Raw genomic sequence first — 22875 nt, forward strand, 5'->3', positions numbered from 1 at the left:
GCGACTAGCGATTGGCCTACGCGAAACTGATATTTTTGTTATGCGTCATAACAATTTAACATAAAGATTATTATGCGCCTTTTACATCACATTCAAAGTCGGCCGGCTTAGCGTTTTCTTCGCGCAGTCGCACGCCGCCGGCCAGCGGCTGGACGTGCAACTCGATGTGTTCGCGCCGAGCGCGAGCCCAGCCCGCGCTGATGGCGGCTTCGAGCGTAGGGAACAACTGACGCGGCTCTGACGCGCCCTCTATGTCGAGTGCCCAGCCATGTTCGGCGGGCCGCACGCTGATACTCGTTGCTGGCATCGATAGCTCCAAGGACGTCGCTCGCGATCTTGCGACCCCCCGTGCTGAAATCGTATCACTCCTTGATGTTTCGGGCGTCGTGCCCGAGCGAGTCTCGCTTCATTCGGTGGCTTGGGAATTGAAAGGGAATGGCCAGTAGAGGGTTAGTTGGCTCTGTTGGCGATAATGCAGGAAACGGCGGTACCGCAACGGTACCCGGCGTACTGCTCGTGGCCGGCCACGGGGAGGATCATATGCAGCGGATCGTTGAAGCAATGGACTGTGCTGTATGCCACATGCCGGCGGAGCGCTGGGCGCTGCCGGGCGGCGATGGCTATCTCTACGAGTGTCCGGCCTGTGGCGGGCGCTACAGCATCGCGCTATCCGCAATCAGCCGCGCGGAATGCGATGGCGGGCACCCTGATCTTCTAGCCGCCGTGCGCGCGTGCATCGCCCGCGGCGACCTGCCGCGGGTTGCCATCGTCGGCGACCAATGGCAGCCACTGGAAGTCATCGGGCGCCAGGGCGCGGAATCAGATCCCGCCTAAAGAGAAAATGCCGCCAGTTACATCCCCATCGGGAAAAAGCCTCATCGGCCGTGATGTTTGACGGCGGAGCCAGCGGCTTGACTTTCTCGCCGCTGGTTCATGCTGGTGATACCTCCAGATCAAAGGAAGTGCGCCATGCTGAAGCTTGTCCTCGTGTCCGTCGCAGTCGCCGCGGCGATCCTGTCCAACCAACCGTCCGCGCTGCCGATTGCTGATGGCGCAGCGCATCGCTACGCCAGCATGCGCCTGCCTTGACTTCATAGCGCTCAACGATGCAAGTCAACACACAACTGCCGCTGTTTCCGCCGGCACAGAATCCCCGTAGCGAGTCAGCGGCTACGGCCCTCCTCCTCCTCGCGTGCTCAGGCACGAAGCTCGATCGGCCGGCGCCCGCGCTGGAGCTGTACCGCGGCGTCATGTACCAATCGTACCGGGCTCATGTTCGCGGCGATGAGGCGCCGACCGTTTTGATCCTGTCCGCCCGCCACGGTTTTCTGGCAGCGCACACCGAGATCGCGCCCTACGATCAACGCATGACGCCCCAGCGTGCCGACCAGATGTTGAGCGACCTGCAGCGCTACCTGCGGCCGGAGGCCTGGCCTAACCAGGTCAGCCGCGTCATGCTCGCTGGCGGCCGCGAGTATCGCCGCGTCATGCACGCCGCGCTGGCCCGCCGGTATGGCGCGGCACTGCCGCAGCTGCAGGAAACCACCGGCGGCATCGGCACGCAGCGCTCCCAACTCGGCGCCTTCCTCGACGGCCTCGCACCAGCGCTTTGCGAGCGGGTCGGCCAGCATCCCAACGGCACCCCGCTCTATCGCAGGTATGGCTGGATCGAGGCCGGCACCACTGTCAGCGTGGTTTACCGTGCCGCACCGCATCTGCCCGCCCGCAAGGCCCAGGTCCTGGCGCTCTTTGACGGGCCCAGAGGGCCGACCGCCGACGTCATCGTCGAAGAGGTCATCGGCGGACGCACCAAGGCCTGCCCGCGCTGGGTCGCCGTAAGCAATTTGCGGCCTGATCTGACGGAGGTGCCGGCATGACCGACTTTGATCGCGAACTGCAGCGCCTGGCCAACGAACTGAGCGGGGTGAGCCACGACAAGCCGGCGCAGCTGCTCGCCCTCACCTACGCCGGCTTCCGCGCCTGGGCGAAGGTCGGCAACCTGAACTTTCCGCCAGAGCGGCGGCACGAACTGCTGCAAGAGATATTGCGCTTTTGCGCGGACGAATGCCTTTGCGCCTGCTGCTTCTCCAGAGACGACGCCTTGCACCGGATTGCCGACATGCTCGACGGCAGCTATCCGCGGTACGCACGCACGCGCGCGAGGCTCGAGGAACGGCGCAACCGGTATGGTCGGGTCCGGTTCTGACCCCCTGCCCTGCAGGCTATATCCGCCTCGGCGAGGCGGCAGTGGTGTGAGCGAAGCCAATTTCAGTATATAACAGCGGGCATGGAACCAATGGACTCCCTCTGGCTCACGAATCCCACCCTGGCCTACAGCGACTGGCAAGCCCGCGAAGCCGCCGGCGCCGACCGTCGGCCGTTCTCTGCGCGCTCAATCGTCCAGCACCGGGCGATGTTCGAGCACTTCCGCCGGCACCTGCTGGCGCGCGGCGCCAGCATCCCCTCTTTCGGGTCCGACGATATCGACGCGTTCTGGCATCGCCCCGATGCGCGTTCCTACTCCCAGGCCACGCGGGTGCGATACGTCAAGCTGCTGGATCGCCTGTGCCGGCATCTGGTCTTTTCTGGTGTCCGGCACGACAATCCCGCGGCCGCGCTGCTTGCCGCGGAGCCATGGCCCGATCAGGAGCCGACGCCGCAGTATCTGGACGCGACCCAGGATGCGCGCCTGCAGGCCTTCCTGCAGGCGCCTGCAGATGACCTGGCCCGCCTGCGCTCGCGCGCGATCGTCGCCGTCTTTCTCGCGACCGGCATCACGGCCTCAGAAGCGCGTGCTGCGCGGGTGGCCGAGCTACAGCTCGAGGCAATGCCGCCCTATCTCTTCGTGCCGGCGCATGGGCCGCGGGATGCCCGCACCGTGCATTTGCCAGAGTTCGCTGTGCCGCTCCTGCGCGCCTGGATGGCACGGCGCGCGACGCTGCCTATCGAGGGCGACCTGCTCTTCACGCTTTCGCCGCAAGGCCGGCCCATTACCGACATGAGCTTTGGCCGGATCGTGGCCGCCGCGCTGGAAGCCATCGGATTCACCGGTGCCGAGCCAAGCCCGCGCACCCTGCGAAATACTTTCTGCCGACGCCAGTTGCTCGCGGGTCTGCCCCGTGACAACATCAGCCGCATGCTCGGGCTGGCCAGCCAGCGAACTTGCGACCGCATGGCGGCAACCATCGAATCGGAAGACGGAGACAGACCATGAGCATCCCCCTGGAAAATGCCAAAGCCATCTATCGACGCGCGATCGACCCCAGAGCAAGCGACCGCGAAGGCGAGGCGTGGTGGGCAGCCGTCGCCGACGAGGTCAGTATGGTCGTGAGCGCCAAGGATGCCGTGGCGACGGCAGCCGTCATTGCCTGGTGGCACCACCATTGGAGCCAGGTAGCAGACACCCGCGGGCAACGGCCGCACGCATCCGTTGCGCCGCACGTTCGAGAGTGCATTGACACTAGAGATCCGTTTGCATACTGAGCAGCTCTCGATCACGGCGGAGAGAGGCTATTTTGGCGGCGCCATATGCGCGCATATATAGTCGGAAAGCCTCGTGTCCACGGCATATACCTGAGCATTCGCTAGCCGAACTACTTGGAAGTTGAGCCATTCGGCCAAGAATCGAAGGCCGTAGAACTTCGCAAGGTACTCCGCTACACCCTTGTTCGGGCAGGCAAAGAAGGCGAAGCGAGGGCTGATCGGCATAGCAATGACGCAGCCGGGGTGATCTATTCCCGGAACGATGACCAAGGGGTGATCGCTGCTCAGTAACGGTATGCCCGTGCCTGTGAAGTCCATCTGCCACCATTGCATCCGGATGATCCGATTATAGGCCCGATCATCAAGGATCAATGACGGTATAAGCAGTCTTCCGAAGTCATTAATCAATCCGGGCTTTGCGCGCTCCACCCATTCCAGCAGCGTTTCCGGATCTCCCTCCTCTGCCAACGCTTGGTACTCCTCGGGATATGCCGAGAGGACTTTCCGAAGATGGGGCGGGGCCTGATCATCAAGGAACCGGACAATCTCCGGCGAACGGATCCTCTGCGCCATCAGAAATCGCGTCCAAACGTGACGCTCTTCCATTGTGAGATCGTGCCCACGACCCGCTGTTCGCATTTTGTTTAGAACCAGTCCTGCCGGAGCCTCGATCACACCTGCTAAGAAATCCTTCTCAACCTGCTGCTGCCTTTCTGGTGGTACGCTATCGAGGGAATAGAGCCGATCTAGGCTGCCCGTGGAGCGTGGGTGAGCTCGTTCGACAAGGCAGCGTCCGCCCTTCCATTGGTATCGGTAGAGGCGTTCGCCCCGCGCCTGCTCGTCCGGCGTGCACCAAGCGTTGAGGTAGAACTGTGGGACGTAGTGATGGCGTTCGTTGGCGGGCATAAACGGTACTGGCTGTCGGCCTCATCGCAATGATGCCAGTTCAGATGCGATCTTGGTAATGATTCGTTTCACCTGAAAAGTGGCGGCCATCGCCGGTTCGACAATGCGGGTGATGATGCGAACGCCATGCCGGGCACCGAATTTGCGCATCCGGCCCAGTTCGTTGCGGTAGTGCTCTGCCACCTCTGGCGATTCCACCAGCGTATCGCCCGTGGTCACCACCACCAACGGCCTGCCGCCGGCGGCGCGATGTTCGACAGCGGGCATGCAGCGCGGAGCGTTGCGACCATGCTGCTGTCCTTGCCGCCGCTGTATGCGATCACCAGCGGATGGCCAGCCTCGAGCAATCGCCGAATGGCCTGGATGGCTTCCTCCGCCCGTTCCTCGATGGGATCGAGCGCGCCGGCGGGAAAAAGTGAAATTGTTTGCATTGTGTCCCTTCGGGGATGGGACACGACCCCAACGGGGGCTGTGCCCCCATGGGTTGGTAGAAAGACCGGCTCAGAGATCGACGAGATACGCCACGCGGCTGCAGTCGTCCTGCGATCCGGCAATGCGCTGCCCTTCCGGGCACGTCGCAAAGTCCGCGACATTGGCCTCGAGCTCGTCGGCGATTTGTCGAAGCCGGCGTGCCGCCTCGGCGGGACCACCGGCGCCGCGGAATTCCGGCGCGTGCAGCGAAAGGCTAACGAGCAGGTCCATTCGCCCTCCCTGCCGCAGCCAGTTGCGGGCACCGCTTGTGCAGGGCCTTCTGGTTGGTGTCGATGTACGTTCGCACGCCGTCCATCATGACGGCAAGCTGGTGCTGCAAACAGGCCGCGTCCTGGGAGACTTCCACCTCCTTGGCGGTCTCGAAGGCAGCCAACACCTTCTCGCGCGCGACATCAGCGCCCATCCAGGCCATTACGCGGATGAACGTGTGCACCTTCTTGCCGCGCGGTAGCAACTTGGCAGCGTCGGCCGCCGGGATCATGATCTTTTCCATCGTCTACTGGACCAAAAAAAGAAATGCCCTCCGAAGAGGGCGATGAATGGGGCGGTATTACGCTCAGAGCCAGGCCGGACGGACCAGCTTCATGACGCTGCGGGTCTTGCGGAGCTTGCGCACATGCAATGCGAACCACAGCATCCCGATCAGTGCAATCACCAGGCCACAACCAAGCAGCTGGGGTCGCAGCTGACGTGCATCCGGAGCAGTAACAACAAAGAAGAGCGCGACGAACAACACGGCAACGATCGAGAGGACCACACCGGCAGACGTGCGAGACTGAATCACCATGGCAAGACTCCTGTAGGACGGAAGCCTTGCCCATAGGGACAAGGCCCCTATGGGTAGAAGAGAAAAGCTGTGCTGGCAAGGCCAGCAAGGTCGATGCGTCAAAGACGCGGTAAGCACGGCCATTCTAGCGCCCAATTTCTCTTGGTTCAAAAGAAAAATGCCCGCTCCCCTTTCGGGGAAGCGGGCGTGGGCAAGGCTTAGGCGTGTGTGCAACTACTGCGCGGCCAGGGCCACGACATCGATGACGCCGTCGGCGTCGTCAACGAGCTCCGGCGTCTGGGAGATGAAAAATTCCCGCTCATAGCCGCCGACCCGCAGCACCTCGCGCTTCATCTTCATGAAGGCACGCTTGCGCTCCGGATCCAACGGCCCGTCCGCCTCGTCGGTGAACAGCGTCTGGAAGGCATGCTGCGCGTGCTGCGCCCGGTAGAGTGCAATGCCGCGCGTGAGGCATTCGTTAATCCACACCTTCTGGCCCCCACTGATTACGCTGAATTCCTTCGAGCTATCGTTTTCAGCATCCAGCACAGCGATGGAAAAGCTCTCCCGAGCTTCGCCACTGGCAAGTGTCGTCTGGGTCTGGATCGCGATGGTGAATCGCGGCCCATAGCAGGCGAGCAGCAGATCATTGACGATGCCGGTAATGGCTGGTCCCGCGTCGTCGATCGACAACGCGATCACGCCGTCGTTGCCAAGGCCCTTGCCGAGCAGCTTCCACTGCGCGATCTCGTCGGACAGGCGCTGAACCTGCGCTTCAAGAGCGGGCAGACCGGCGAGCTCGCGTTCGATGCGGTCACGATCGGTGGCCAGCGCGCTTTGTCGGCGGATCAGCGTTTCGATCCTGCCGTCGGCTGCACTTACCGCCTCACGCACCCCCACAATACTGCGATCCAGGTCCGCAATCAATGCCGTCACGTCCGTGATGGCCAGCGCATCCACCTCCCGCTGCACCGCGCCCAGTTGAGATTCAACGTCTTGGACGTCCCGGGCGTGCCGGCTGTTCCGTTCAGTCTCCTCCTTCGCCAGCACAGCCAGGTCGCTGCGAGCGCTCTTGAGCGCGGCCGCGGCAGTGTCGAGCAATGGTCGCTGAGCCGCCAGAGCGGTCAAACGCTGCAGTTCCTGGTTGTCCCGCGTGATATCGCGCTGCAGGACCGCCACCGCCTCCCGAGCCGCGGGCAAACGCTGTACGCTCACTTCCATGGGCTTCAGGGCTTCCTGCTTCTCCCTGTAGCTGGTGCGCAGCTTCGTTACGACGACAGCCTGTTCCGCATACTGTCCCTTGGCCTCGCGGGCCTGGGCTAGCAACGGGCATTGGCTGTGCATCGAATGCCCGGTGCAAGGCACCGTGTCCATCACGTCGGTCTGGGCCTTGAGCGTGCGGGCCAGCTGCGCTGCCACCGAGCCCCGCTGTTCCATCTCGCGAAGCTCTGCTGCCAGTGTCGCGTGCCGCGTTGCCACGGCCTCCACCTCGGCAAGTTCTCGCTGCCTGTCGGCAAGTTGCGCTTGCCGCTGGCCAAGGGCCATCTGGACAGCGTCGCGTTGTGCAGCCGCTTCGGTAATCGCCTCGGATTTGGCAACGGTCGCCTGGTGGGCGGCCGCGGCCTGTTCAAGTTCCCGGCGGCGCATCGCTGCCTTGGCGGCTGCCGCACGCTCATCCGCAGCCAGCTGCTGACCACGTGCCCCTAACTCCCGCTTGCGCTGATGCAACTCACGCAATCGGGCCTCGGTACCGGCTGAGGCCGCCTGCTTGGCCGCGAGCGTCGCACGCTCCTGCTCCAACTTGCTGCCGCGGCTCAACTGCTCCGCGCGCAGGACCCGCGCCGATTCGAGCGCCTGGTCAATCTCGCGAATCTCACCAGTCATCGCCACCGCGGTGTCACGCTTGCCCGACAGCACAAGCAATTCCCGCTGCAGCGTATCGAGCGACCGGCTCAATGCCTTCGCCACATCGCCAGCCTTCGCCGACAACTCGCGCAGGTGGTCGATGCCAAGCAATTCCGCCAGCAGCCGCTTGATTTCGGTCGGCTGGTAGCTGGCCAAGGGGCGACGGTTCTGGGCGGAAAAGACGCTGGTAAAAAAGGCTTCGGCGGAGCCAAGCACCGCGTCGAGGCATCGGCCGTAGGTGTCGGCCTTGCCATCGGACACGGTGCCGTCGGGCAGCTGTACGGGATTCCAGGCGCCGGCGGCATCCTTCTCGAACAAGTAGTACTCCGCCTTGCGGCTCTTGCCCGGGTTGCGAAATGCGAACGCTGATCGATACACCTTGCCACCGTGCTCCCACTCCAGGTCCTTCTCGGCGCGCGGGGCGCAAAGGTGGTCCCAGTACGAGAATGCATCGGCCGACATCTTGCTGGCGTGGCTTGGCATGATGGGATAGGGATGCAGATTGTCCATGATCGTCGTCTTGCCGGCGCCATTCGGGCCAACAATCGCAATCAGGCCGCCTGGCAGATCGGTCAGATCCACCGTCACGCTATCCCGATGCATGCCATCGCGGATGCCGTGAAAACCTGCGAGGGTCAGTTTCAGTGGGCGCATTCGACAACCTCCGCTCCGGTGAAGGAATGAAGGTAATCAGCCGGCACCTCCATCGGTTCGCCCTCGAATACGGTCAGCTCAGGCACATCCGGCACGTCCTCCTCCGGGTGGCCAGCCATGGCGCGCTCGACAGAGCGCACCGCGGCAGAGAACTGGCTTGCGGCCATCTCGAGCAACGCCTTCCAGTCATCCAGACCGGCAATGGCCTTCAGCTCCAGGGCGCTCCACTGCCCGGCAAAGCCGTTCGAGAACGACCAGATCAGGTCTTGCAGCTCCTTGGACGGTGCGACGGAGAACCAGGTGTTACCACCCTCGGCGCCGATCGTCATCACCAGCATATGCCCGCGTTTGGCGATCACCGCTCCGCGATCGCGCCCGAAGGGTTCGTACAACATGCACGGCGTGAAGCCGTGTTGATCACATAGGCGCTTCGCCAGTTCGGCGCGCGTCAGGGCAGACTCGGCGACATGGACCCACGAAGGGCCGGCGTGGTAAAGGATCATCTTGCACTCCAATGTATGGGCGGAGCGCGCCCCTGACGGGAAGCACCCGCCAGGGTAAGAAGAAAATGGATACTGCTGGGTCGATGCGTCAAAGACGCGGGTGAAACCGGGTTTCGACAGCCCTTGCGGCTGTCGGAACATGGCTTGCGCATGCTCTAGGGGTTAGGCGGATTGCTCCGCAAACAGGTCATCGGTCAGCCAGTCCATGCTGGATTGCTCCGGCGAAGGGGTCTGGGTGATTCGCGAATCAGCCGAACTGCTTTCGACAACGATAGGGGCCTCATGGATACCTTGTGTTGCCTCGGCCGGCACAGCACGTAGCTGCGCCAGCACCGCATCGGCGATCGATTGCGCATCGAGCGTCTCCAGCATCGCCAGGCGGTCCGACAACGGGCCCGTGTCCACGCCAGTCAGCTCACCCCACCGGGCCAGCTTTTCCGGCAGGCTCGCGGCACGGCTGATGCCTTCAGCACGGCTGCGCACTGCCGGCAGAACCCGTGCCTCGATCTTGAGCTCAGCGCTGCGGGCGAAGAGTGCCTGGATGGCATCGCGGTCGACCAGCTGACGGTGCTCTTCGTTGACGGTCCAACGCACCCGCACGAACTTGTCAGCCGCTTGTGCAGCGACCTCGGCCAGCTTCGTCATGTCCGGCGGGCCGTCAAAGTCCACGCACACCGTCTCGCGCGCCGGCGTGGCCACCAACGACGCACTGGCGCGGCCGGCGGCCACTTGCCATTGCAAATATCCCTTCTCGCCGATCTCGCCGTAGTGGAATCGCCCGATGGAGCCCGGATAGGCCACTATCCTGCCCTCCCGCTCCCATTGCTGGGCGCGGTGGATATGGCCGAGCATGAACGCATCACAGTCAGCGTCGAACAGCGCGCCGATGGTGAACTCATGGTCGAAACCAGCCATCGGCACGCCATGCTCAGTCTGGCAGCCATTGACCGTGCCATGCGACACACCGACCGTTGGCACACCTTGCGAGCGCCACTGCCGATTGACGGCGCCGGCGGCGGCAAGGTAGTTGGCCAGATAGTCGCCAACCGCCGTCGCTGCATTGACGACGCCCACAGCGGCCGCGAGAACCGCCTTGTTGACGGTTGGCACGCAGGTGAACACAACGGTAGGCATGCCATGCTGCGCCAGGATCGCGTCAATCTCAGCGCCCGAAAAGACCGGCCCATCCGACGGTACGAACTGCCCGTTGCAAAGCGCTACCTGATGGATGCGGTCTGCCACGTAGACCGGATACTGCGCCCCGATCAGGCGGAACAGATCCAGCGTGCCCTGCGGTTCATGGCTGAACGTGCCTTGGAGCATCAAAACGGGCATGTGAGCCGAAAGCAGATGGATCCGGCGCGCCAGCGCCGACAAGGCCGGCGTGTGCGCGTCCAGGCGGTGATCGGTGGAATCTCCCGACACCACCCCCACATGACAGCGCGATGCAATCGCGTCGTCGACCGCAAAGCCGAAGCAGCGGTCCGCCTCGGCCAGATGGCCGGGCGAGTAATGCAGATCTGAGAAGTGTCCCAGACGCAGGCAATCGCCTTCGTTGAGCATGCTACCTCCTTGAAAATGGGTTGTGCCCGCGCAAGCGCTGGCGCGTGGAAAAGAAAAAGGACGCCACAAGGGCGTCCATAAAGTGAGCCAGTCGGGAAGTCCGGCTCAGGGGGCAATCTCTGCCGCGATGGCTTTGACCTGTTCGCGATAGGCAACCGGGTTGTTCTCCAGCGCAACACGCATATCGTGAACGACCTGCCGGACCGCGGCGGGCCGCTTGGTCCAGCCGACGCCGAAGCTCTCCTGCAGAAAGGCGCGAAGATCCTTGCGATCCGGCTCGTTGTCGAAGCCCAGCCGCGCGGCCAGCTCGTTGAACGCTGCGGCCAGGTCCGCGGTAGCCGAGGTGTCGGCACGTTGCTCCAACGGCAGGCTTGGCTCCTCTTTGTCCAGCGGAGGGGCACCGGCCGACTGATCCGGCGGAACCTCGGGCGCGCTTTCGAGCGCCGCGACCGCCTGCTGCGCGGCTTCGACATGCGACAGCCGCGGCCGATCCGACCCGTCGAGAAGCCCGGCCAGGTCAAGATCGGCGTCGAGCGTGATGAGCCATTGCATCTGCCGCACCGGCTTGCCGGATTCGGGATCGATACGGCTGATCTCGACCTCCTGCTTGCTCACGAAGAACTGGACGCCGACCAGGCGGCCGCGCGCCAGCGCAACCGTCTGCATCGCGGCGTGGGCCTTCTGGAGCACGTAAATGGAGGTGGTCGGCATCTGGATCAAACCGAGCCCCCGGGTCGAAGGCACCGCAAAATAGAACGCCGCGGAGAGGTTGCAAACGCCCTGCTGGTACTGCGGGCAGCTGTGCGGGTCGCACCGTCCGTCGGGGATGGCGTCATCCTGCCGCAGAATGATCGGGCGGCCGCCCCACACGCGTTTCGCTCGGCTGGCGCGCGCATCGCGCTGGACCGGCGCATACGTCTTGCAGTAGCGCAAACCGTCAGGACCGTACTCGGAGAAGTACTGCTTGCCGCTGGCGGTGTAGGTCACCAGCTCGTTGGGCATGTTGCGCAGCCAGTCGTCGAAGGCAAAGACCACGGGGAAGCGCCACAGCTTACGGCCGTTGCCGTCGCCGCGGTCTTCGCCGTAGCGCTGCACGATCTCTTCGGCCACCGCTGGGTTGGTGAAGTCCGACCCGCGGCAGGTGAACCACGGCACGTTCTTCGGCACCAGCGCATTGCGAAGCTGGGTTCTGCGCTCGATTTCCAGCCCGATAGCTTCGTAGGAGTGGCCCTGCGCCACCATGGCGTCGTGGATCCGCACGGCTTCGGGATTTTCCCGAGCCTTGCGGGTCAAGACTTTGATGCCCGGTCGGATCTTGCCGATGATCGGCGGGCGCATCGGCCGCTCTTCTAGCAGGCTTCTGGGTCCGTCGAAGCCACCGTAGGTGATGGGTGCATGCATACGTTCAATCTCCTTTCAGAGAGAAAGCGAACGACGCTCGCCCGGATGGACGCAGCATGCTCCCGAAGGCGCAAGGCTGTGTCTGCCCCGCGCTGGGTCGTTACGGTGTTGAGGAAGGCCGCTCGCGCGGCTTCCGGAAGAGTGGCGACGTGTGCCGCCTCACAGAGATTGCGCCAGGCTGCCGGCATATCCTTGTACAACGGACGTCGGCGTTCCAGCGTTGCCGCGATCACGGCGCAAATCTCGGAATCGTGATGCATGGCAGCTTCTCCCGAAACGGTCTCTCACAAACAACAAAAGCCCGCGTCCCGGGTACGCCGGAAAGCGAGCTTTGCTAGAGAGACCTGGATGCCACGCCCCTTCCGGGGGCGTGGCACTCAGGGAGCCGCGCACAAAGCGCGCCGCTCATGCGGAGGACGTAAAGTCGTCCTCGTGCAGCATGATCACGCTGCACAACAACCCATTTCGCGAACCCACAGGTTCGGCCGCAGGTTCACGGATCGGCTCGACGTCAGCCGTTCTGCCTAGGAGGGGCCTGGAGAGAGACGCCACATGGTCCCAGGCTCGAACGGTGTCCGGCGTGCGCTCATGAAGAGGCACAGCCAAAGACGCGTATTACGAGCTGATGAGGGAAGTGCTCGGCGAAAACACTTATCACAAGGAATATCCACACCGGTAGCCAACCGGTCGGCGCGTGCGCAAGGTGCACGACTTGAAGCAGAAGATGGACTCTCGAGGAGTCAGGGTCGATGCGTCAGTGACGCGAGGTGTGAATGAATTGTGGCACATCGCTAGCCGCGCAAATGGCAGAAAGCTCGCGAATTTGGCACCGCTTTCTCCGAGCATGCCCGGTGCAATGTATCTCACAATTCCTTGTGAGAGAGATTCCACAACATGGACCATGGCCGAACTTTTCCGTCCGCTCCCCGATGGCGATTCGCGTCCCATACCGCCAGTTTCATCCCTGGACGCGCCCCCAGACAGCTCCGATGCCAACGCTGGCCCGAAGCCTATTCGGCGCATGCTCAGCGAGGGACGCGTTGCAAAAATTGTCCCGCAAACGGACAGCGGTACTGAGGTGTCGTATTGCACTGACTTCGTGCGTAACTTCTTACGTAGCGACTACAACTACATCACTTCCAAGTTCTCGGTGGCCAGCAAAGGCAAGATCATTGCGCTTGACGAAGCCTTCCGGCTGGCACAGGAATGGATGGATGCGAGACTGCAGTGGATCGAATCCAAGCCCCGGCGCCATCTCAGCTTGAAGTTCGACCATCGGCAGATCGTCGTGACGCACTCTTTGTCAGGCCGGCTCATACGACTTCTGAACCAGCACGACAGGCTCTTCCATCGCACGCTCGGCGCATACATCGCGCAATCCATTTCGGATACGGAGAAGGACGACGCAATCGTCGGCGCGGCCAAGCACATTCGTGCAATCCATCACCTTTGCATCCCTGACAACGATCGGTTCGCCCCAGACGGCCAGCTGATAGAACAGGCCTGAAAACCGCTCCAGAGACCGATATGGACATTAAGGAAATTGAGCGCCTGCACGCGCAGTACGCGGCCACTCCCGTGACTATTGAGATGGACGCCTCTGGAAAAGCCAGTCTTGATGCAGCTGCACCGGCCGCAAGCCAGCTACCTCCCGATCGTAACGCGGCGATCGTGGCGCGCATCAAGCCGATCCACTGGCAATGCCTCGGGATCCTGGCCGTTGCCGTTCTGGCGTTCGGCGGAGGGCGCTGGCTCGCATCCAGCGACGCGCGCAAGCCACCCGAGAAAGCTGTAGCCGCACAGCCGGAAGCCGCCGGCTCGCGGTCCGTCGAAAACGGCCATGAATGGCCTGCGTCACAGCCATCCGTGTCGCAGCCGCCAGCGGCATCGGGTACGCCAGCACCGTCCGCAGCCCCTGTCGCCAGCTCCGGCGCATCGGCAAGCACGCCCACAGCGGCTGCGCCGCAGAACGTTGCCAAGCCTCAACCGCCAAAGGCGCAAACGCCAAGGCAGCCGGCCTCCGTCTCGACAGCCACACGCCAGGCGCCAACCACTCCCGCCCCAATCCATCCGCCGGCACCGGCGGCCAGCCGCGGCAACGAAATCAAACTGTTCTGATCCCGTCATGAATGCCCCTCGAAACTTCAGCTTGATCCAGGCTGGTCTAAGCATCCACGGACACGTTTCCTCCGATCACGGCGTCAGTTGCTTTGGCCTGGTCGACGGCGATCTGCGCTCTTCCCGTGGCCTCGTCCATATCGGTGCCGAAGGGTTGGTCCGGGGAACCGTGGAAGGTGACCATGTGCTCATCGATGGCACCGTAGAGGGGGATGTTGCCGCTCGAATGTCGCTCCATATCAACGGCCGCGTGAAGGGCCGGATTGCCTATGCTGGCACCATCCGGCTTGGGAGCTCCGCAGCCCTGGAGGGCACGATCGCGCGGATTCCGGCCCTCACCTTCGGCGACAGTCCCGCGCCGACAATCGAAGAAGCCGTCACCCCGAGAACGGAAGCCGACGTCACGGTGTCAGCTTGAGCATGCTCAGGGTGTATATCCGGAAAGCCAACATATAAGCATCGTCTTTTTGGTTAAACAGAAGAAAAAAAGGGCCCGCCGCTGGATAGCGTCGGGCCCTTTTCTATGGCTGGTCTGGCAGCTCTCGCATGCTCACCATCTCTTCGATGGTGAAGAGATTGATCACGGTAATCCACGCTCCGCGGTAGCCGCGCTCATCAATGAAAGCAACGAGTGGAACTCGGCCATCGATGATGCAACGAAATTGCCTGACTCCGCGCACGGTATCTTCGATCAAGTATCGTTGGCCATGCCGCAGCTCAAATTCGACATTACCTTGCGACAATCGCATGCCAGGCGCAGCGGATGGCGCGGGCGACGCCACAACCGCAAGCCAGTCATCAAAAGACTGCATATTTTCGTTGCGGACATCAGAAAACCACTGGTCCACACGCTTCGCGATTCCCTGCCGTGGCAGGTTGTCGACGTTCATCAAAAGGAGTTGGGGTTCCAAAGCTCGCTCCTCTGGAGCCCCATGCCGGCAACACGTGCTAGCCCTTCGGCAGCGGTCTGGCCGGCGGTCGCCCGTTTCCTCCAGGAAAAAGTTCCGAATTATTGTTTCGGATTTAGCAATGTTTGCCGACATGGGAATCCAAAAAGAAAAAGCCCCGGGCACGCCGGGGCTTGAGCCTGCTACGACCACCACTTCAGTACCTACCATCGGCACTTCCATGGGTCGCTTGAGGCTGGTTATAGAGAAGTGACAGCGAAAGGAACGACTTAGCTGTCAGGAGAAAACCGCATAGGCGTACAGGTCCCGCTCACGTGATCACTTCGACACACTCGCCAAACGGCGGTGCGGCGATGCGATCCAAGGGCGTGACTGAGCCCCACAGGACGGGATATGCCGGCGCCGCGGGCGGGAATCCGCCGTCGAGGTCCGTCAGGTAGACAAGGAACGCTGGTGCAATGCCTTCGCTCTCAAGCCATGCGAAGGGCGCCTTGAAGCTGGTGCCACCGCCACCTTTCAACGGAGCAAGATCAACTACCTCGTCTCGAGCAAACGTCTGGACCTGGGTGACCCGGGTGTCGCAGTCGATCACGATGAGCCGGGCCGGCTGCAGCTGCTGGTGCACCGCAATAATCTCCGCGGCAAACTGTCGCTGCGTCTCGTCGAAGACCGAGCCGCTGGAGTCGCGCACGAACACCGCATCGCCTACCGCTTCGGAATGCAGCGAGGGCAGGTACAGACCCAGATGCGCATAGCGCCGGTTGGGAACCTTCCAGCTGTAGTCGTCATGGGCAGCTTCGGCAGCGAAGCGATGCAGCACAGCCCGCCAGTCGACAGAAGGCCGCAGTGCGGCTTCCACCAGGTGTTCGAGATCGCCGGGCAAGGCGCCGCGCATCTTGGCCGCTTTCGCGGCCTGACTGACGGCAACCCGCCATTCGCTCTCGACGGCCGGCTTGTCGGCGCCGGTGTACTGGCGCACTTCGCCACACCCGTTCGACTCCGGCGGAGACGGCTCCCCGTCGGACGGATGCGGCGCTGAGCCTGCTGCGCCGCCCGCGGATTGCTGCGGCTGCTGCGACGATTCCTGCTGTCGTAGCAACGCGTAGATCTCCTCCGCCGACTTGCCGAGGTAGCGGCCATCGAGCAGGACGCCCTGCGGCAGCTTGAATTGCGCATTGAGCACCAGCGGATTGACCGCATAGTCACAGGCCTGATTCCACCGCTGCTGCTCCCTCGCTCCCATGCGCCAGCAGTGGCCGTTGGCCACGTGCAGCACCTCATGGGCCAGGACGCCGCGAAGCTCGAGGTCATCGAGCTTGTCGACATACGCCGGGTTGTAGCCCAGGCTCACGCCGTCAACCCACATCGACTCGCAGGTCGTGTCCTCGACGATGGCCAACCGCAGGGCCAGCGCGCCGAAGAACGGCTGCGACAGCACCAGCGCTGCGCGCTGCTTCACGATTCGATCATGCATGGCGACCTCACGCGGCAAGCAGCTGGAGCATCGGCATGTCGCCGGCCTCCCGCGTCAGCGTCGGCGGCGGCCCACCCATGAATGCAGCCATCTGCGCCTCGATTTCCATCGCACGCTCGGCCACGCTCAGGCGAAGCAGCGGGTCATCCTTGAGCTGCGCCCCGGTATAGCAGGCAAGCTGCTCCTGGGTCTTGGCGAGGATCTCCGACAGGACCGGATCGTCGGAGAAGTTCAGCCGCGGCAACAGCGCGCTGAGTTCACGCACCTTGTCGGCGACGTCGAGCCGCACATTGCCCTCGCCATAAAGACGGTTGGCAAAGTGCTGCACCGCTTCGTAAAGACGGCCGACCAGGTCGTTGTTCGCGGTTTTCACCGCACCCAGGACCTTGGCGTCCATCTCTTCCCGGATGCCCTGCAGGACGTCGGGCGGCAGATCTATGCCGAACTGGCTGGCATCGGGGAACGGCAGCACAGAAAAGCGCACACCGAACTTCCGGCGCAGCTCTGCCTCGGTCGGATAATCCGCTTCGTCAAAGAGCCCATTGAGCGCGACACGGGCCTCGTCCTTCAGCCGCGGATAGTCGGCCAGGAACTGCGCCGTCGCCGCTTCGAACTGGTCGCGCATGGCACGCAGCTTCTCCGCGACGTCCATGTAGACAGCCGTGGGAAGCAAACGCACGCCGAGCTGGTCATAGTCCAGCGAGTGGCTATCGAAGAGCGCCCGGGCGCGGTTGCCGATCGCGCAAACCTCCTTGTACGACGTCGCGCCGTCGGTCAAGAGCCGCTTGTTGAAGCGGCCGATGTCCTTGGCCTCGTGCTTCGCCTCGACTTCTTGGGTGGCACGGGTGTCGAAGCGGCGCGCGCGCCAGACGGAGATGTTGAGCGTCGCGAGCATGACGCGGGACGTCAAGTTGGTAATGTTCATGATGGATCCTTGGAAGGAATCACCGCGCGAAGGCGGCAGAAATGAAAATGGCCGGCCCGGGTAAGACCCGAGACCGGCCGGCAGATGTGGTGATGCGGGAAAGCGACCTACTGGCCGCGGATGTGGGCGCCGATGGGGCCGCCCTGCGCCACGATGAACGCCGGGGTACTGGCAATCAACGGGTCACGCTCCACGGCGTCTCGCACCAGCAGGACGGCAAACTCGCCGAGCCCCGCTTCGTGCAGCCGATTCGCGTAGACCATCACGCGATCGAAGTTGTTGGCATTGGCCAGGCGCGCCAGCGCCGTGGCGATGCCATATTGCACAGCCACGTCCGTCGGGATCGGCGCCGTTGCGGGCGCGGCCAGCACCCCGTCGGGCGAAGGCATCTGGCGAAACAGGCGCTTGAACGCGACGAATTCCGTCGCGGCGCCCTGCCCCACCGCGCCGGCGAAGGCGACGTGCTCCAGGTCGGAAGGCACGACCTTCGACAGCTTGCCTACCATTCCCCAGGAACGGGGGCTTGGCAGGTTCTCGATCTCGCGGGTGCGATTCGCGGACAACAGCAGGTCCGGGCGGAAGCGCAGGAAGGCAATCAGCTCCGGCGGCTGGTTCGTCGCAACGGCCCAGCGCGTCCAGTCCTCGATCGACGTGGTCAGCTCTACGATGGTCGCAAAGCGTGACTTCAGCGGATCGAGAATGTTGGAAACGCCGGCGTTGTCGATCCGGCGATTGGTCGCAGCAACGAAGGTGACATGCGGCGGCAAAACGTGCTCGCCGATCTTGCGGGCGAGCAGCAGCTGCATCTTGGCGGCCTGGACTGCGGCAGCCGCCTGGCCCAGGTCGTCGATGAACCAGACCAAGGGGCGGCGCGCATTGAGCGCGCGCTCCAGATCACCGAAAGGCAGGAAGCGCGCGTTCTTGCCGTCGGCCGACGGAAAGGGCAAGCCTTTCGAGTCGGTCGGGTCTTCGACCACCGGATGCGAGATCAGCAGCTCGTAACCGGCGTCCGCAGCAGCCTGGGCGACGATGTCGCTCTTGCCGATGCCAGGCGCGCCCGTCACGAGCACCGGCAGGGTGGCCGGGATGCACGCAGCGAGCAGTTTTTGCAGTTGGGAGGGGTTCAGTTCCATGGGATGCCTCAAAGGGAGATCCCACAGGCCGTCCCCACAGGGAGCGGTCCCTGTGGGAAGGTTCAAGAGATGGCCGGCATGCCGGCGTTGGGGTCGATGCGTCAGCGACGCGGGTAAAACAGTGTTTGGACTGATTCGGACCAGTGCAAACACCGCTTAGATGGTGACAGGCTACCGCTGCCCCCCTCTTGCGGTAGGGACGAAAGCTCGGGAAAACAATACGTGATTCAAAGAAGCGCCCCGGCCCCGAAGGGCCAGGGGAGCTCCATCAAGCCGCGATGGCAGCCGGGACGGCCGCCTGGGCGAGTCGTGCCCGGGCGTAGGTCAGCGTGCCGTCCTTGGCGCGCAGCGGGCGGGACATGCCGCGTCGCGGATGGCAAATGCGATAGGCGCGCGCGCGGCCCCGTGGCATGTCGATGATTTCCGAGAATCCCTCGGCGATGCAAAAGTCGACGTACTCGCGTCCGTTCAGCACCTTGCCGCTCTCAAGCCTCCAGCTGGAGGCCTCAGCGCGCTTGCGGGCGTCCTCAATCTCCCGCGTGGCAGCGCGGACAGCCTTCGCTGCGGCCGCTTCTCGCTCCCAGCGCTCCTGCTCTGCTGGAGAGAACCCGCACAACTCGAAGATCCGCCGGCGGCGCTGCGCTGCAGTGCACTGCAGCAGATCGACACCGGTCTCGTCACGCAAGGCGCGCTTGGTCTCGGTGTTCCAGTCCTTGGGGCTGTCGAAGATCTCCAGGACCGCCGCAACGTCTCGCTGCAGGACGGCCAGCGCGACCTTGTTGGCCCAGTCGTAGCCGGCGCAGGTGCGCTCGGCGACCGCGCGCCGCGCAAGATCGTCGAAGTGCCGCTGGCTGATTTCCATGGCCTCGCGCTGGGCTTTGGCTCGCTCCATCGTGGTGTTGAAGCGCCGTTGCGTCGCGAGCGAGTGGATACGCTGCGCCAGCGGGGACACAGGGGTAGCGGCAGGTCCTTGCGCCGCCTTGAGCGCCGGCGCGGTCCGCGCCTGCAGGATGCCAGCTGCGAACAAGGCATCGTCGACCTCCACGTCTCGGCAATCCGCGGGCAGCCGTCGTACGATCGCGAGCAGCTTCCCTACGTTGCCTGCCGTGATTGGCAGATGCTCGTGCCGCATGACCTGACAGAGGCCCTGCAACTGCGCGGGCGATAGTGCGCCACGCAGTGCGGGCACCTCGATCAGCGGCCGCAACCAGGGGAGATCGTGCTTGCCGATCTCCGGGTCGTCGCGGTAGGCGCTCAGCACGCATTCCCGGACTTTCTCGCCGCGCAACAGGGCATAGGCTACATGCAGTTCATGGCGCGAGTTTGGGCTCGCGCCTAGTGCATACGCGGGCCCCTGCCGACCGTAGCCGAAACGGCGACGGAATTCGTCGTCGACGAAGGCTGCGATGTCGAAAGGCCCTTGGGCTTCAAACAGATCCCGGGTATGCAGCAGCGGGCCTGCGTCGGCAGCGGCCATATCGATGGCTTCCTCTGGGAAGAAGGCGAGCCGGCCTGCTGCAACGACTGCGCCCCAAGAGGCGCACGTCATCTCGTGCGGGCGCAGGATCTTGCCGTCCACCCGGACGAGGTACCGCTCAATCTCATCGAGGACCTGGGTCAGGATCGACCGGGCCGTGCCGCGCGGGCGCACGGCGAACCGGCCAGACTTCAGGTGCTGCACGGGGATTTCCCCACGCTCGACGTGCCGTACGGTGACGTCGTCGGGCCGCGGTGCGGCCACGCCGCGTCGGTCCTGGTTCAGGTATTCCAGCACGCCGGCGAGCGTCGTGCGCATTTCGGATCGGGCCGATCCTATCGAAATTACGTACATGATGTGCTCCGGAAACGGAACACGCCCCCTCGGGGACGTGCCCCGAGAGGGTTGGAAGATGCGCCGTGGTGCTACACCAGGGCGGCAATGCGATGCGCAGGCCTGCGGCGTGCGACGACCCGAGCTCCTGCGAGCTGTGACAGCAGTTCGGGGCAATCGATGCGCCAGATCGCCCCGCCTTCGGGAAGGCCCGTCGACAGGCGGCCCGTGTCCGCGAACTTGCCAGTGGCCAACAGCGCCGTTTTGAGATCCGCCGGGAGGTTCCAGTCGGCGGCGACGCAGAATTCACCGTCGAGCAATGGCGTGCCCGGCAAGTTCACGCTGAGCGAGGCGTAGGGCATGCCATCGTCGGCGCAGATCAGCTGGATAGCCGGACGCAGGGTCGAGTCGTAGAGCCCAACGCGCAGCTGCACGCCGGCGGGATAGCTGGGCAGGCCAGCACCGATTACGTTTGTGTCCATCGAGGGGTCCTGAGAGAGGGAGCCGCCCCCGACGGGACGAACGCCCGTTTGGGGTGAGAAAGAAAAAAACGCATCCAAAATGGATGCGCTTGGGACTTGCTGCTCGCCGCCCGCGCGCACGGCGCGGGCCATCACGGCGAGATTGGCCTAGTCGTTGCTGTCAAGATGCTCGCGCATACGCTCGCGATCCGCGTTGCGCAACACCCAGAGCCCGAAGCCGGCGATGCACAGTGCGAAGCCGAGGACAAATGGACCAAACATCACTTATCTCCTTTTGCGAGAACAGCGCCGATGGCAAATAGTACCGCAGCGCCCGCCAGCAAGCATGCCGCGTTGACGACCGTGGCGACTGACCAGGATTGAATTCCGGCCGCATAACCTACGAAGCCGACCGCGCAGGCTGCTGACAGGGTGTGGTAGTACCGGCCATATGCCTGCATCTGGTCCTTACTCGGTTTGCGGAACGCGTCAACCAGGCGGGTCAACCAGGCGTCGCTCGTTGCGTGCCTGACGTCCAACTTGTAGCGCGCATCCTCGAGTGGAAGCAGCGGGATGCCGTACCCGCCCTGATGTGCAACGATGGCATAGCCTTCACCGGCCTCCACCGCTGCCTGGACGCGCATCAGCATGCGCTTTGGCAATTCGACAACATCTTCCGCGTGCAGCGACGCGAAGCCTGTCGTTTCTTCGCCCGAGGTCGCTTTGAACGTAACTTTGATGAGCCTCATGCAACGGCTCCTCAACCGCGCCGCCCGGCGACCACGCGTAGCGTGGATACCAGTTCGGAATAGCCGCGCTGGGTGGCCAGCGACTCCACGCTGACGGTATTATCGCGGCCCCCTGCCATATCGTTGCGGCCGCGGCACGTCCGGTAGGACATGCGAATGCCGTCGGCGCCAGCCGGATGCTGAATCTCGACCAGCAGCGAGTCCGTCTGCAACGCAAACACGTTGACGTCGCGCCGGCGCTGGCGGTGCTCGCGGATCGTGTAATCGCGCGGGCGCAACGCCATGTCGCCAGCGAACCGGCGCAGCACGCGACAGGCATCACGGCGCAGTTCCTGGCATGCAGCCGGGTTTTCCGGAAAGGGTGCGAAAAAGGACTTGGGAAGTTTCATGGATATCCTCTGGATGGGTGGGGACATCCCTTCCCTGCCGGGACGAGTGTCCCGCAAGGGTTGGTCCGGCGATGCCGGACGATAGGTCGATGCGTCAATGACGCGGGTAAAAGCGGCTTGCCGAACCCCGAAGGGTTGGGCAAGCCCTTTCGGGGCTTGCGAATGGGATGGCTGGACTCAGGCGACGTCGAACATCTTGCTGATCGCACGAACGCTGTCCCAAGCTAGACGCTCGGTCAACCACTTGCCGACCAACAACTTCTGCACGGTGGTGGCCGCGGCTGGCGCATCGCTGTCGTAGCCGATGCGATCGACGTGGATTGCCCAGCCTTCGGACCAGCCGCGATGCACCGAGACGGCGAGCCGTTCACGAGCACCGAACTGGGGCCACTGGCGTGACGACTTGGGGCCGTACAGCGCCTCGTTGTCGTCATCCATGAAGTTGCTCGCGTTGAGCCATTCCGGCTCGAGGCCGGCACTGCGCAACTGACGACGAATGTCGTCGGCGACTTCGAAAATGTACTTACCTTTCGTTTCGAGCGGGGTGATGGTGATGGGCGTTGCTTCTGCGACGTCGAACATGTGAACTGCTCCTGTTCGCGACAGAGCCCCCACGCGGGAGGCCCGCGCGGGGAAGGTGTGAAGGAATGAGGCTCCGTCTGGAGCCAGGTCAGCGAGTGAGGCGAGAACCGCCGGCACCCGAGACGAGATACAGCCGCTCGCCAGTGACGAATTGCTGATCAGCGTCTTGCGTAACAACGATCTGGCGGCCACTGTCCGTACGGACAATGACCTCCACGCCGCTGCGGCGGCTCAGGTGATTGGCGGCCGTCTGAGCGATCACCGCGGAAACGGTGCCCGACAGCGCGCCGGCCAGGTAGCGGCCATTGCCATCGCCGATGACGCGTGCACCAAGCACCGCGCCAACAACGGCACCGAGAACGCCCGGCACGCCGGTGTTCGCAGACATCATGCCGTCAGTGTCAGCAATCGTGACCGGGCGGACCCGGACGACTGTGACAGCTTCAGCAGTACCCGGGCGCAGCGCTTCGGAACCCCGGTAGGTGTTCGGCGAAGTCGGCTGGGCGGCGCAGCCAGCGAAGACGGCGCAGCAAAGGAAAAGCAGGAGAAAACGCTTGAACATGTTGGCCTCGATGAAAAATGGGGCCAACACGCCCACGGGCATGAGGCCCGTATGGGGAAAGGAAATGTCCGGCTATACAACCGGAAGGGTC

General features: G+C 63.6%; 30 protein-coding genes. 8 read left to right on the forward strand and 22 right to left on the reverse strand.

Features of this window, described 5'->3' with window-relative positions; translation table 11 throughout:
- Positions 1 to 70 precede the first annotated feature (70 nt).
- Complete coding sequence (locus AC3WRR_RS00395) at positions 71 to 307, reverse strand: DUF2188 domain-containing protein (protein WP_492295569.1); 237 nt, start codon at positions 305 to 307, stop codon at positions 71 to 73.
- A gap of 233 nt (positions 308 to 540) precedes the next feature.
- On the opposite strand from AC3WRR_RS00395, the gene AC3WRR_RS00400 reads away from it, so the two are divergent.
- The 5 genes from AC3WRR_RS00400 (at position 541) to AC3WRR_RS00420 (ending at position 3483) form a co-directional block, all read left to right on the forward strand.
- Positions 541 to 834: a hypothetical protein gene (locus AC3WRR_RS00400; protein ID WP_492295571.1), complete on the forward strand. Its 294-nt coding sequence runs from the start codon at positions 541 to 543 to the stop codon at positions 832 to 834.
- 272 nt (positions 835 to 1106) lie between these two features.
- On the forward strand, positions 1107 to 1877 hold the full coding sequence (locus AC3WRR_RS00405; RefSeq protein ID WP_492295572.1) for a DUF6884 domain-containing protein: 771 nt from the start codon (positions 1107 to 1109) through the stop codon (positions 1875 to 1877).
- Entirely contained in the window at positions 1874 to 2206 is a 333-nt protein-coding gene (locus AC3WRR_RS00410) for a hypothetical protein (RefSeq protein WP_492295574.1), read from the forward strand. The genes AC3WRR_RS00405 and AC3WRR_RS00410 overlap by 4 nt, the downstream gene beginning before the upstream one ends.
- Before the next feature lie 81 nt (positions 2207 to 2287).
- Positions 2288 to 3214, forward strand: coding sequence for a tyrosine-type recombinase/integrase (locus AC3WRR_RS00415; protein ID WP_492295575.1), 927 nt, complete (start codon positions 2288 to 2290; stop codon positions 3212 to 3214).
- Positions 3211 to 3483 (forward strand): hypothetical protein, encoded by a 273-nt coding sequence (locus tag AC3WRR_RS00420; protein WP_492295577.1) that lies wholly within the window; start codon positions 3211 to 3213, stop codon positions 3481 to 3483. The genes AC3WRR_RS00415 and AC3WRR_RS00420 overlap by 4 nt, the downstream gene beginning before the upstream one ends.
- A gap of 27 nt (positions 3484 to 3510) precedes the next feature.
- On the opposite strand, the gene AC3WRR_RS00425 is transcribed toward AC3WRR_RS00420, so the two are convergent.
- The 11 genes from AC3WRR_RS00425 to AC3WRR_RS00475 form a co-directional block, all read right to left on the reverse strand.
- Complete coding sequence (locus AC3WRR_RS00425; RefSeq protein ID WP_492295579.1) at positions 3511 to 4389, reverse strand: DUF4238 domain-containing protein; 879 nt, start codon at positions 4387 to 4389, stop codon at positions 3511 to 3513.
- 21 nt (positions 4390 to 4410) lie between these two features.
- On the reverse strand, positions 4411 to 4656 hold the full coding sequence (locus AC3WRR_RS00430) for a hypothetical protein (RefSeq protein WP_492295581.1): 246 nt from the start codon (positions 4654 to 4656) through the stop codon (positions 4411 to 4413).
- Positions 4605 to 4820 carry a hypothetical protein gene (locus tag AC3WRR_RS00435; RefSeq protein WP_492295583.1) on the reverse strand — a complete coding sequence of 72 codons (216 nt, stop codon included), beginning with the start codon at positions 4818 to 4820 and terminating at the stop codon, positions 4605 to 4607. The genes AC3WRR_RS00430 and AC3WRR_RS00435 overlap by 52 nt, the downstream gene beginning before the upstream one ends.
- Positions 4821 to 4890: 70 nt before the next feature.
- Positions 4891 to 5091 (reverse strand): cell division protein ZapA, encoded by a 201-nt coding sequence (locus AC3WRR_RS00440; protein ID WP_492295585.1) that lies wholly within the window; start codon positions 5089 to 5091, stop codon positions 4891 to 4893.
- Positions 5075 to 5374: a hypothetical protein gene (locus AC3WRR_RS00445; RefSeq protein ID WP_492295586.1), complete on the reverse strand. Its 300-nt coding sequence runs from the start codon at positions 5372 to 5374 to the stop codon at positions 5075 to 5077. The genes AC3WRR_RS00440 and AC3WRR_RS00445 overlap by 17 nt, the downstream gene beginning before the upstream one ends.
- A 63-nt stretch (positions 5375 to 5437) precedes the next feature.
- On the reverse strand, positions 5438 to 5668 hold the full coding sequence (locus AC3WRR_RS00450; RefSeq protein ID WP_492295588.1) for a hypothetical protein: 231 nt from the start codon (positions 5666 to 5668) through the stop codon (positions 5438 to 5440).
- A 213-nt stretch (positions 5669 to 5881) separates the two neighbouring features.
- Positions 5882 to 8206, reverse strand: a complete 2325-nt coding sequence (locus tag AC3WRR_RS00455; protein WP_492295590.1) for an AAA family ATPase — start codon at positions 8204 to 8206, stop codon at positions 5882 to 5884.
- Positions 8194 to 8709, reverse strand: a complete 516-nt coding sequence (locus tag AC3WRR_RS00460) for a hypothetical protein (RefSeq protein ID WP_115737172.1) — start codon at positions 8707 to 8709, stop codon at positions 8194 to 8196. Before AC3WRR_RS00460 ends, AC3WRR_RS00455 begins: the two co-directional genes overlap by 13 nt.
- Positions 8710 to 8871: 162 nt before the next feature.
- Positions 8872 to 10272: a metallophosphoesterase family protein gene (locus AC3WRR_RS00465; RefSeq protein WP_492295593.1), complete on the reverse strand. Its 1401-nt coding sequence runs from the start codon at positions 10270 to 10272 to the stop codon at positions 8872 to 8874.
- A 105-nt stretch (positions 10273 to 10377) separates the two neighbouring features.
- Positions 10378 to 11673, reverse strand: a complete 1296-nt coding sequence (locus AC3WRR_RS00470; protein ID WP_492295595.1) for a recombination directionality factor — start codon at positions 11671 to 11673, stop codon at positions 10378 to 10380.
- The gene (locus AC3WRR_RS00475) at positions 11622 to 11933 is read right to left on the reverse strand and encodes a DUF7696 family protein (RefSeq protein WP_492295597.1); all 312 of its coding nucleotides are present in this window, start codon (positions 11931 to 11933) and stop codon (positions 11622 to 11624) included. The genes AC3WRR_RS00470 and AC3WRR_RS00475 overlap by 52 nt, the downstream gene beginning before the upstream one ends.
- Positions 11934 to 12574: 641 nt before the next feature.
- On the opposite strand from AC3WRR_RS00475, the gene AC3WRR_RS00480 reads away from it, so the two are divergent.
- From AC3WRR_RS00480 to AC3WRR_RS00490, 3 genes are read left to right on the forward strand one after another with little or no spacing between them, the layout of a single operon-like run.
- The gene (locus AC3WRR_RS00480) at positions 12575 to 13180 is read left to right on the forward strand and encodes a hypothetical protein (protein WP_145987312.1); all 606 of its coding nucleotides are present in this window, start codon (positions 12575 to 12577) and stop codon (positions 13178 to 13180) included.
- Positions 13181 to 13200: 20 nt separating this feature from the next.
- Positions 13201 to 13791, forward strand: a complete 591-nt coding sequence (locus tag AC3WRR_RS00485) for a hypothetical protein (RefSeq protein ID WP_492295599.1) — start codon at positions 13201 to 13203, stop codon at positions 13789 to 13791.
- 7 nt (positions 13792 to 13798) lie between these two features.
- Positions 13799 to 14209, forward strand: coding sequence for a bactofilin family protein (locus AC3WRR_RS00490; protein ID WP_492295600.1), 411 nt, complete (start codon positions 13799 to 13801; stop codon positions 14207 to 14209).
- Between the two features lie 103 nt (positions 14210 to 14312).
- On the opposite strand, the gene AC3WRR_RS00495 is transcribed toward AC3WRR_RS00490, so the two are convergent.
- The 10 genes from AC3WRR_RS00495 to AC3WRR_RS00540 all read right to left on the reverse strand — a co-directional run bounded on the left by AC3WRR_RS00495 (position 14313) and on the right by AC3WRR_RS00540 (position 22784).
- A complete protein-coding gene (locus AC3WRR_RS00495; protein ID WP_115737166.1) occupies positions 14313 to 14702 on the reverse strand; it encodes a hypothetical protein in 390 nt (129 codons plus the stop codon).
- Positions 14703 to 15009: 307 nt separating this feature from the next.
- Positions 15010 to 16173 (reverse strand): vWA domain-containing protein, encoded by a 1164-nt coding sequence (locus AC3WRR_RS00500; protein WP_492296023.1) that lies wholly within the window; start codon positions 16171 to 16173, stop codon positions 15010 to 15012.
- Positions 16174 to 16180: 7 nt separating this feature from the next.
- Positions 16181 to 17098 (reverse strand): hypothetical protein, encoded by a 918-nt coding sequence (locus AC3WRR_RS00505; protein ID WP_492295601.1) that lies wholly within the window; start codon positions 17096 to 17098, stop codon positions 16181 to 16183.
- Between the two features lie 107 nt (positions 17099 to 17205).
- Positions 17206 to 18231, reverse strand: coding sequence for an ATP-binding protein (locus tag AC3WRR_RS00510; protein ID WP_492295603.1), 1026 nt, complete (start codon positions 18229 to 18231; stop codon positions 17206 to 17208).
- Between the two features lie 268 nt (positions 18232 to 18499).
- Positions 18500 to 20062, reverse strand: coding sequence for a hypothetical protein (locus AC3WRR_RS00515; RefSeq protein WP_492295605.1), 1563 nt, complete (start codon positions 20060 to 20062; stop codon positions 18500 to 18502).
- A gap of 71 nt (positions 20063 to 20133) precedes the next feature.
- Complete coding sequence (locus AC3WRR_RS00520; protein WP_492295606.1) at positions 20134 to 20523, reverse strand: hypothetical protein; 390 nt, start codon at positions 20521 to 20523, stop codon at positions 20134 to 20136.
- Between the two features lie 260 nt (positions 20524 to 20783).
- Positions 20784 to 21251, reverse strand: coding sequence for a hypothetical protein (locus tag AC3WRR_RS00525; RefSeq protein ID WP_492295608.1), 468 nt, complete (start codon positions 21249 to 21251; stop codon positions 20784 to 20786).
- A gap of 11 nt (positions 21252 to 21262) precedes the next feature.
- Positions 21263 to 21640, reverse strand: a complete 378-nt coding sequence (locus AC3WRR_RS00530) for a hypothetical protein (RefSeq protein WP_492295610.1) — start codon at positions 21638 to 21640, stop codon at positions 21263 to 21265.
- Between the two features lie 177 nt (positions 21641 to 21817).
- Positions 21818 to 22222, reverse strand: coding sequence for a hypothetical protein (locus AC3WRR_RS00535; RefSeq protein WP_492295611.1), 405 nt, complete (start codon positions 22220 to 22222; stop codon positions 21818 to 21820).
- Between the two features lie 88 nt (positions 22223 to 22310).
- The gene (locus AC3WRR_RS00540; RefSeq protein WP_492295613.1) at positions 22311 to 22784 is read right to left on the reverse strand and encodes an outer membrane lipoprotein; all 474 of its coding nucleotides are present in this window, start codon (positions 22782 to 22784) and stop codon (positions 22311 to 22313) included.
- Between the last annotated feature and the right edge of the window lie 91 nt (positions 22785 to 22875).

It is taken from the genome of Cupriavidus sp. FW305-3-2-15-C-LB2, from assembly GCF_058787575.1.

Bases quoted from the DNA above. Each gene is read 5' to 3' on its own strand.
- AC3WRR_RS00500 (WP_492296023.1), bottom strand. From the start codon at position 16,173: ATGCATGATCGAATCGTGAAGCAGCGCGCAGCGCTGGTGCTGTCGCAG.
- AC3WRR_RS00440 (WP_492295585.1), bottom strand. From the start codon at position 5,091: ATGGACCTGCTCGTTAGCCTTTCGCTGCACGCGCCGGAATTCCGCGGC.
- AC3WRR_RS00530 (WP_492295610.1), bottom strand. From the start codon at position 21,640: ATGAAACTTCCCAAGTCCTTTTTCGCACCCTTTCCGGAAAACCCGGCT.
- AC3WRR_RS00435 (WP_492295583.1), bottom strand. From the start codon at position 4,820: ATGCAAACAATTTCACTTTTTCCCGCCGGCGCGCTCGATCCCATCGAG.
- AC3WRR_RS00475 (WP_492295597.1), bottom strand. From the start codon at position 11,933: ATGCATCACGATTCCGAGATTTGCGCCGTGATCGCGGCAACGCTGGAA.
- AC3WRR_RS00515 (WP_492295605.1), bottom strand. From the start codon at position 20,062: ATGTACGTAATTTCGATAGGATCGGCCCGATCCGAAATGCGCACGACG.
- AC3WRR_RS00465 (WP_492295593.1), bottom strand. From the start codon at position 10,272: ATGCTCAACGAAGGCGATTGCCTGCGTCTGGGACACTTCTCAGATCTG.
- AC3WRR_RS00425 (WP_492295579.1), bottom strand. From the start codon at position 4,389: ATGCCCGCCAACGAACGCCATCACTACGTCCCACAGTTCTACCTCAAC.
- AC3WRR_RS00535 (WP_492295611.1), bottom strand. From the start codon at position 22,222: ATGTTCGACGTCGCAGAAGCAACGCCCATCACCATCACCCCGCTCGAA.
- AC3WRR_RS00455 (WP_492295590.1), bottom strand. From the start codon at position 8,206: ATGCGCCCACTGAAACTGACCCTCGCAGGTTTTCACGGCATCCGCGAT.
- AC3WRR_RS00520 (WP_492295606.1), bottom strand. From the start codon at position 20,523: ATGGACACAAACGTAATCGGTGCTGGCCTGCCCAGCTATCCCGCCGGC.
- AC3WRR_RS00480 (WP_145987312.1), top strand. From the start codon at position 12,575: ATGGCCGAACTTTTCCGTCCGCTCCCCGATGGCGATTCGCGTCCCATA.
- AC3WRR_RS00525 (WP_492295608.1), bottom strand. From the start codon at position 21,251: ATGAGGCTCATCAAAGTTACGTTCAAAGCGACCTCGGGCGAAGAAACG.
- AC3WRR_RS00405 (WP_492295572.1), top strand. From the start codon at position 1,107: ATGCAAGTCAACACACAACTGCCGCTGTTTCCGCCGGCACAGAATCCC.
- AC3WRR_RS00420 (WP_492295577.1), top strand. From the start codon at position 3,211: ATGAGCATCCCCCTGGAAAATGCCAAAGCCATCTATCGACGCGCGATC.
- AC3WRR_RS00485 (WP_492295599.1), top strand. From the start codon at position 13,201: ATGGACATTAAGGAAATTGAGCGCCTGCACGCGCAGTACGCGGCCACT.
- AC3WRR_RS00395 (WP_492295569.1), bottom strand. From the start codon at position 307: ATGCCAGCAACGAGTATCAGCGTGCGGCCCGCCGAACATGGCTGGGCA.
- AC3WRR_RS00540 (WP_492295613.1), bottom strand. From the start codon at position 22,784: ATGTTCAAGCGTTTTCTCCTGCTTTTCCTTTGCTGCGCCGTCTTCGCT.
- AC3WRR_RS00445 (WP_492295586.1), bottom strand. From the start codon at position 5,374: ATGGAAAAGATCATGATCCCGGCGGCCGACGCTGCCAAGTTGCTACCG.
- AC3WRR_RS00400 (WP_492295571.1), top strand. From the start codon at position 541: ATGCAGCGGATCGTTGAAGCAATGGACTGTGCTGTATGCCACATGCCG.
- AC3WRR_RS00430 (WP_492295581.1), bottom strand. From the start codon at position 4,656: ATGCCCGCTGTCGAACATCGCGCCGCCGGCGGCAGGCCGTTGGTGGTG.
- AC3WRR_RS00410 (WP_492295574.1), top strand. From the start codon at position 1,874: ATGACCGACTTTGATCGCGAACTGCAGCGCCTGGCCAACGAACTGAGC.
- AC3WRR_RS00450 (WP_492295588.1), bottom strand. From the start codon at position 5,668: ATGGTGATTCAGTCTCGCACGTCTGCCGGTGTGGTCCTCTCGATCGTT.
- AC3WRR_RS00415 (WP_492295575.1), top strand. From the start codon at position 2,288: ATGGAACCAATGGACTCCCTCTGGCTCACGAATCCCACCCTGGCCTAC.
- AC3WRR_RS00510 (WP_492295603.1), bottom strand. From the start codon at position 18,231: ATGGAACTGAACCCCTCCCAACTGCAAAAACTGCTCGCTGCGTGCATC.
- AC3WRR_RS00470 (WP_492295595.1), bottom strand. From the start codon at position 11,673: ATGCATGCACCCATCACCTACGGTGGCTTCGACGGACCCAGAAGCCTG.
- AC3WRR_RS00505 (WP_492295601.1), bottom strand. From the start codon at position 17,098: ATGAACATTACCAACTTGACGTCCCGCGTCATGCTCGCGACGCTCAAC.
- AC3WRR_RS00490 (WP_492295600.1), top strand. From the start codon at position 13,799: ATGAATGCCCCTCGAAACTTCAGCTTGATCCAGGCTGGTCTAAGCATC.
- AC3WRR_RS00460 (WP_115737172.1), bottom strand. From the start codon at position 8,709: ATGATCCTTTACCACGCCGGCCCTTCGTGGGTCCATGTCGCCGAGTCT.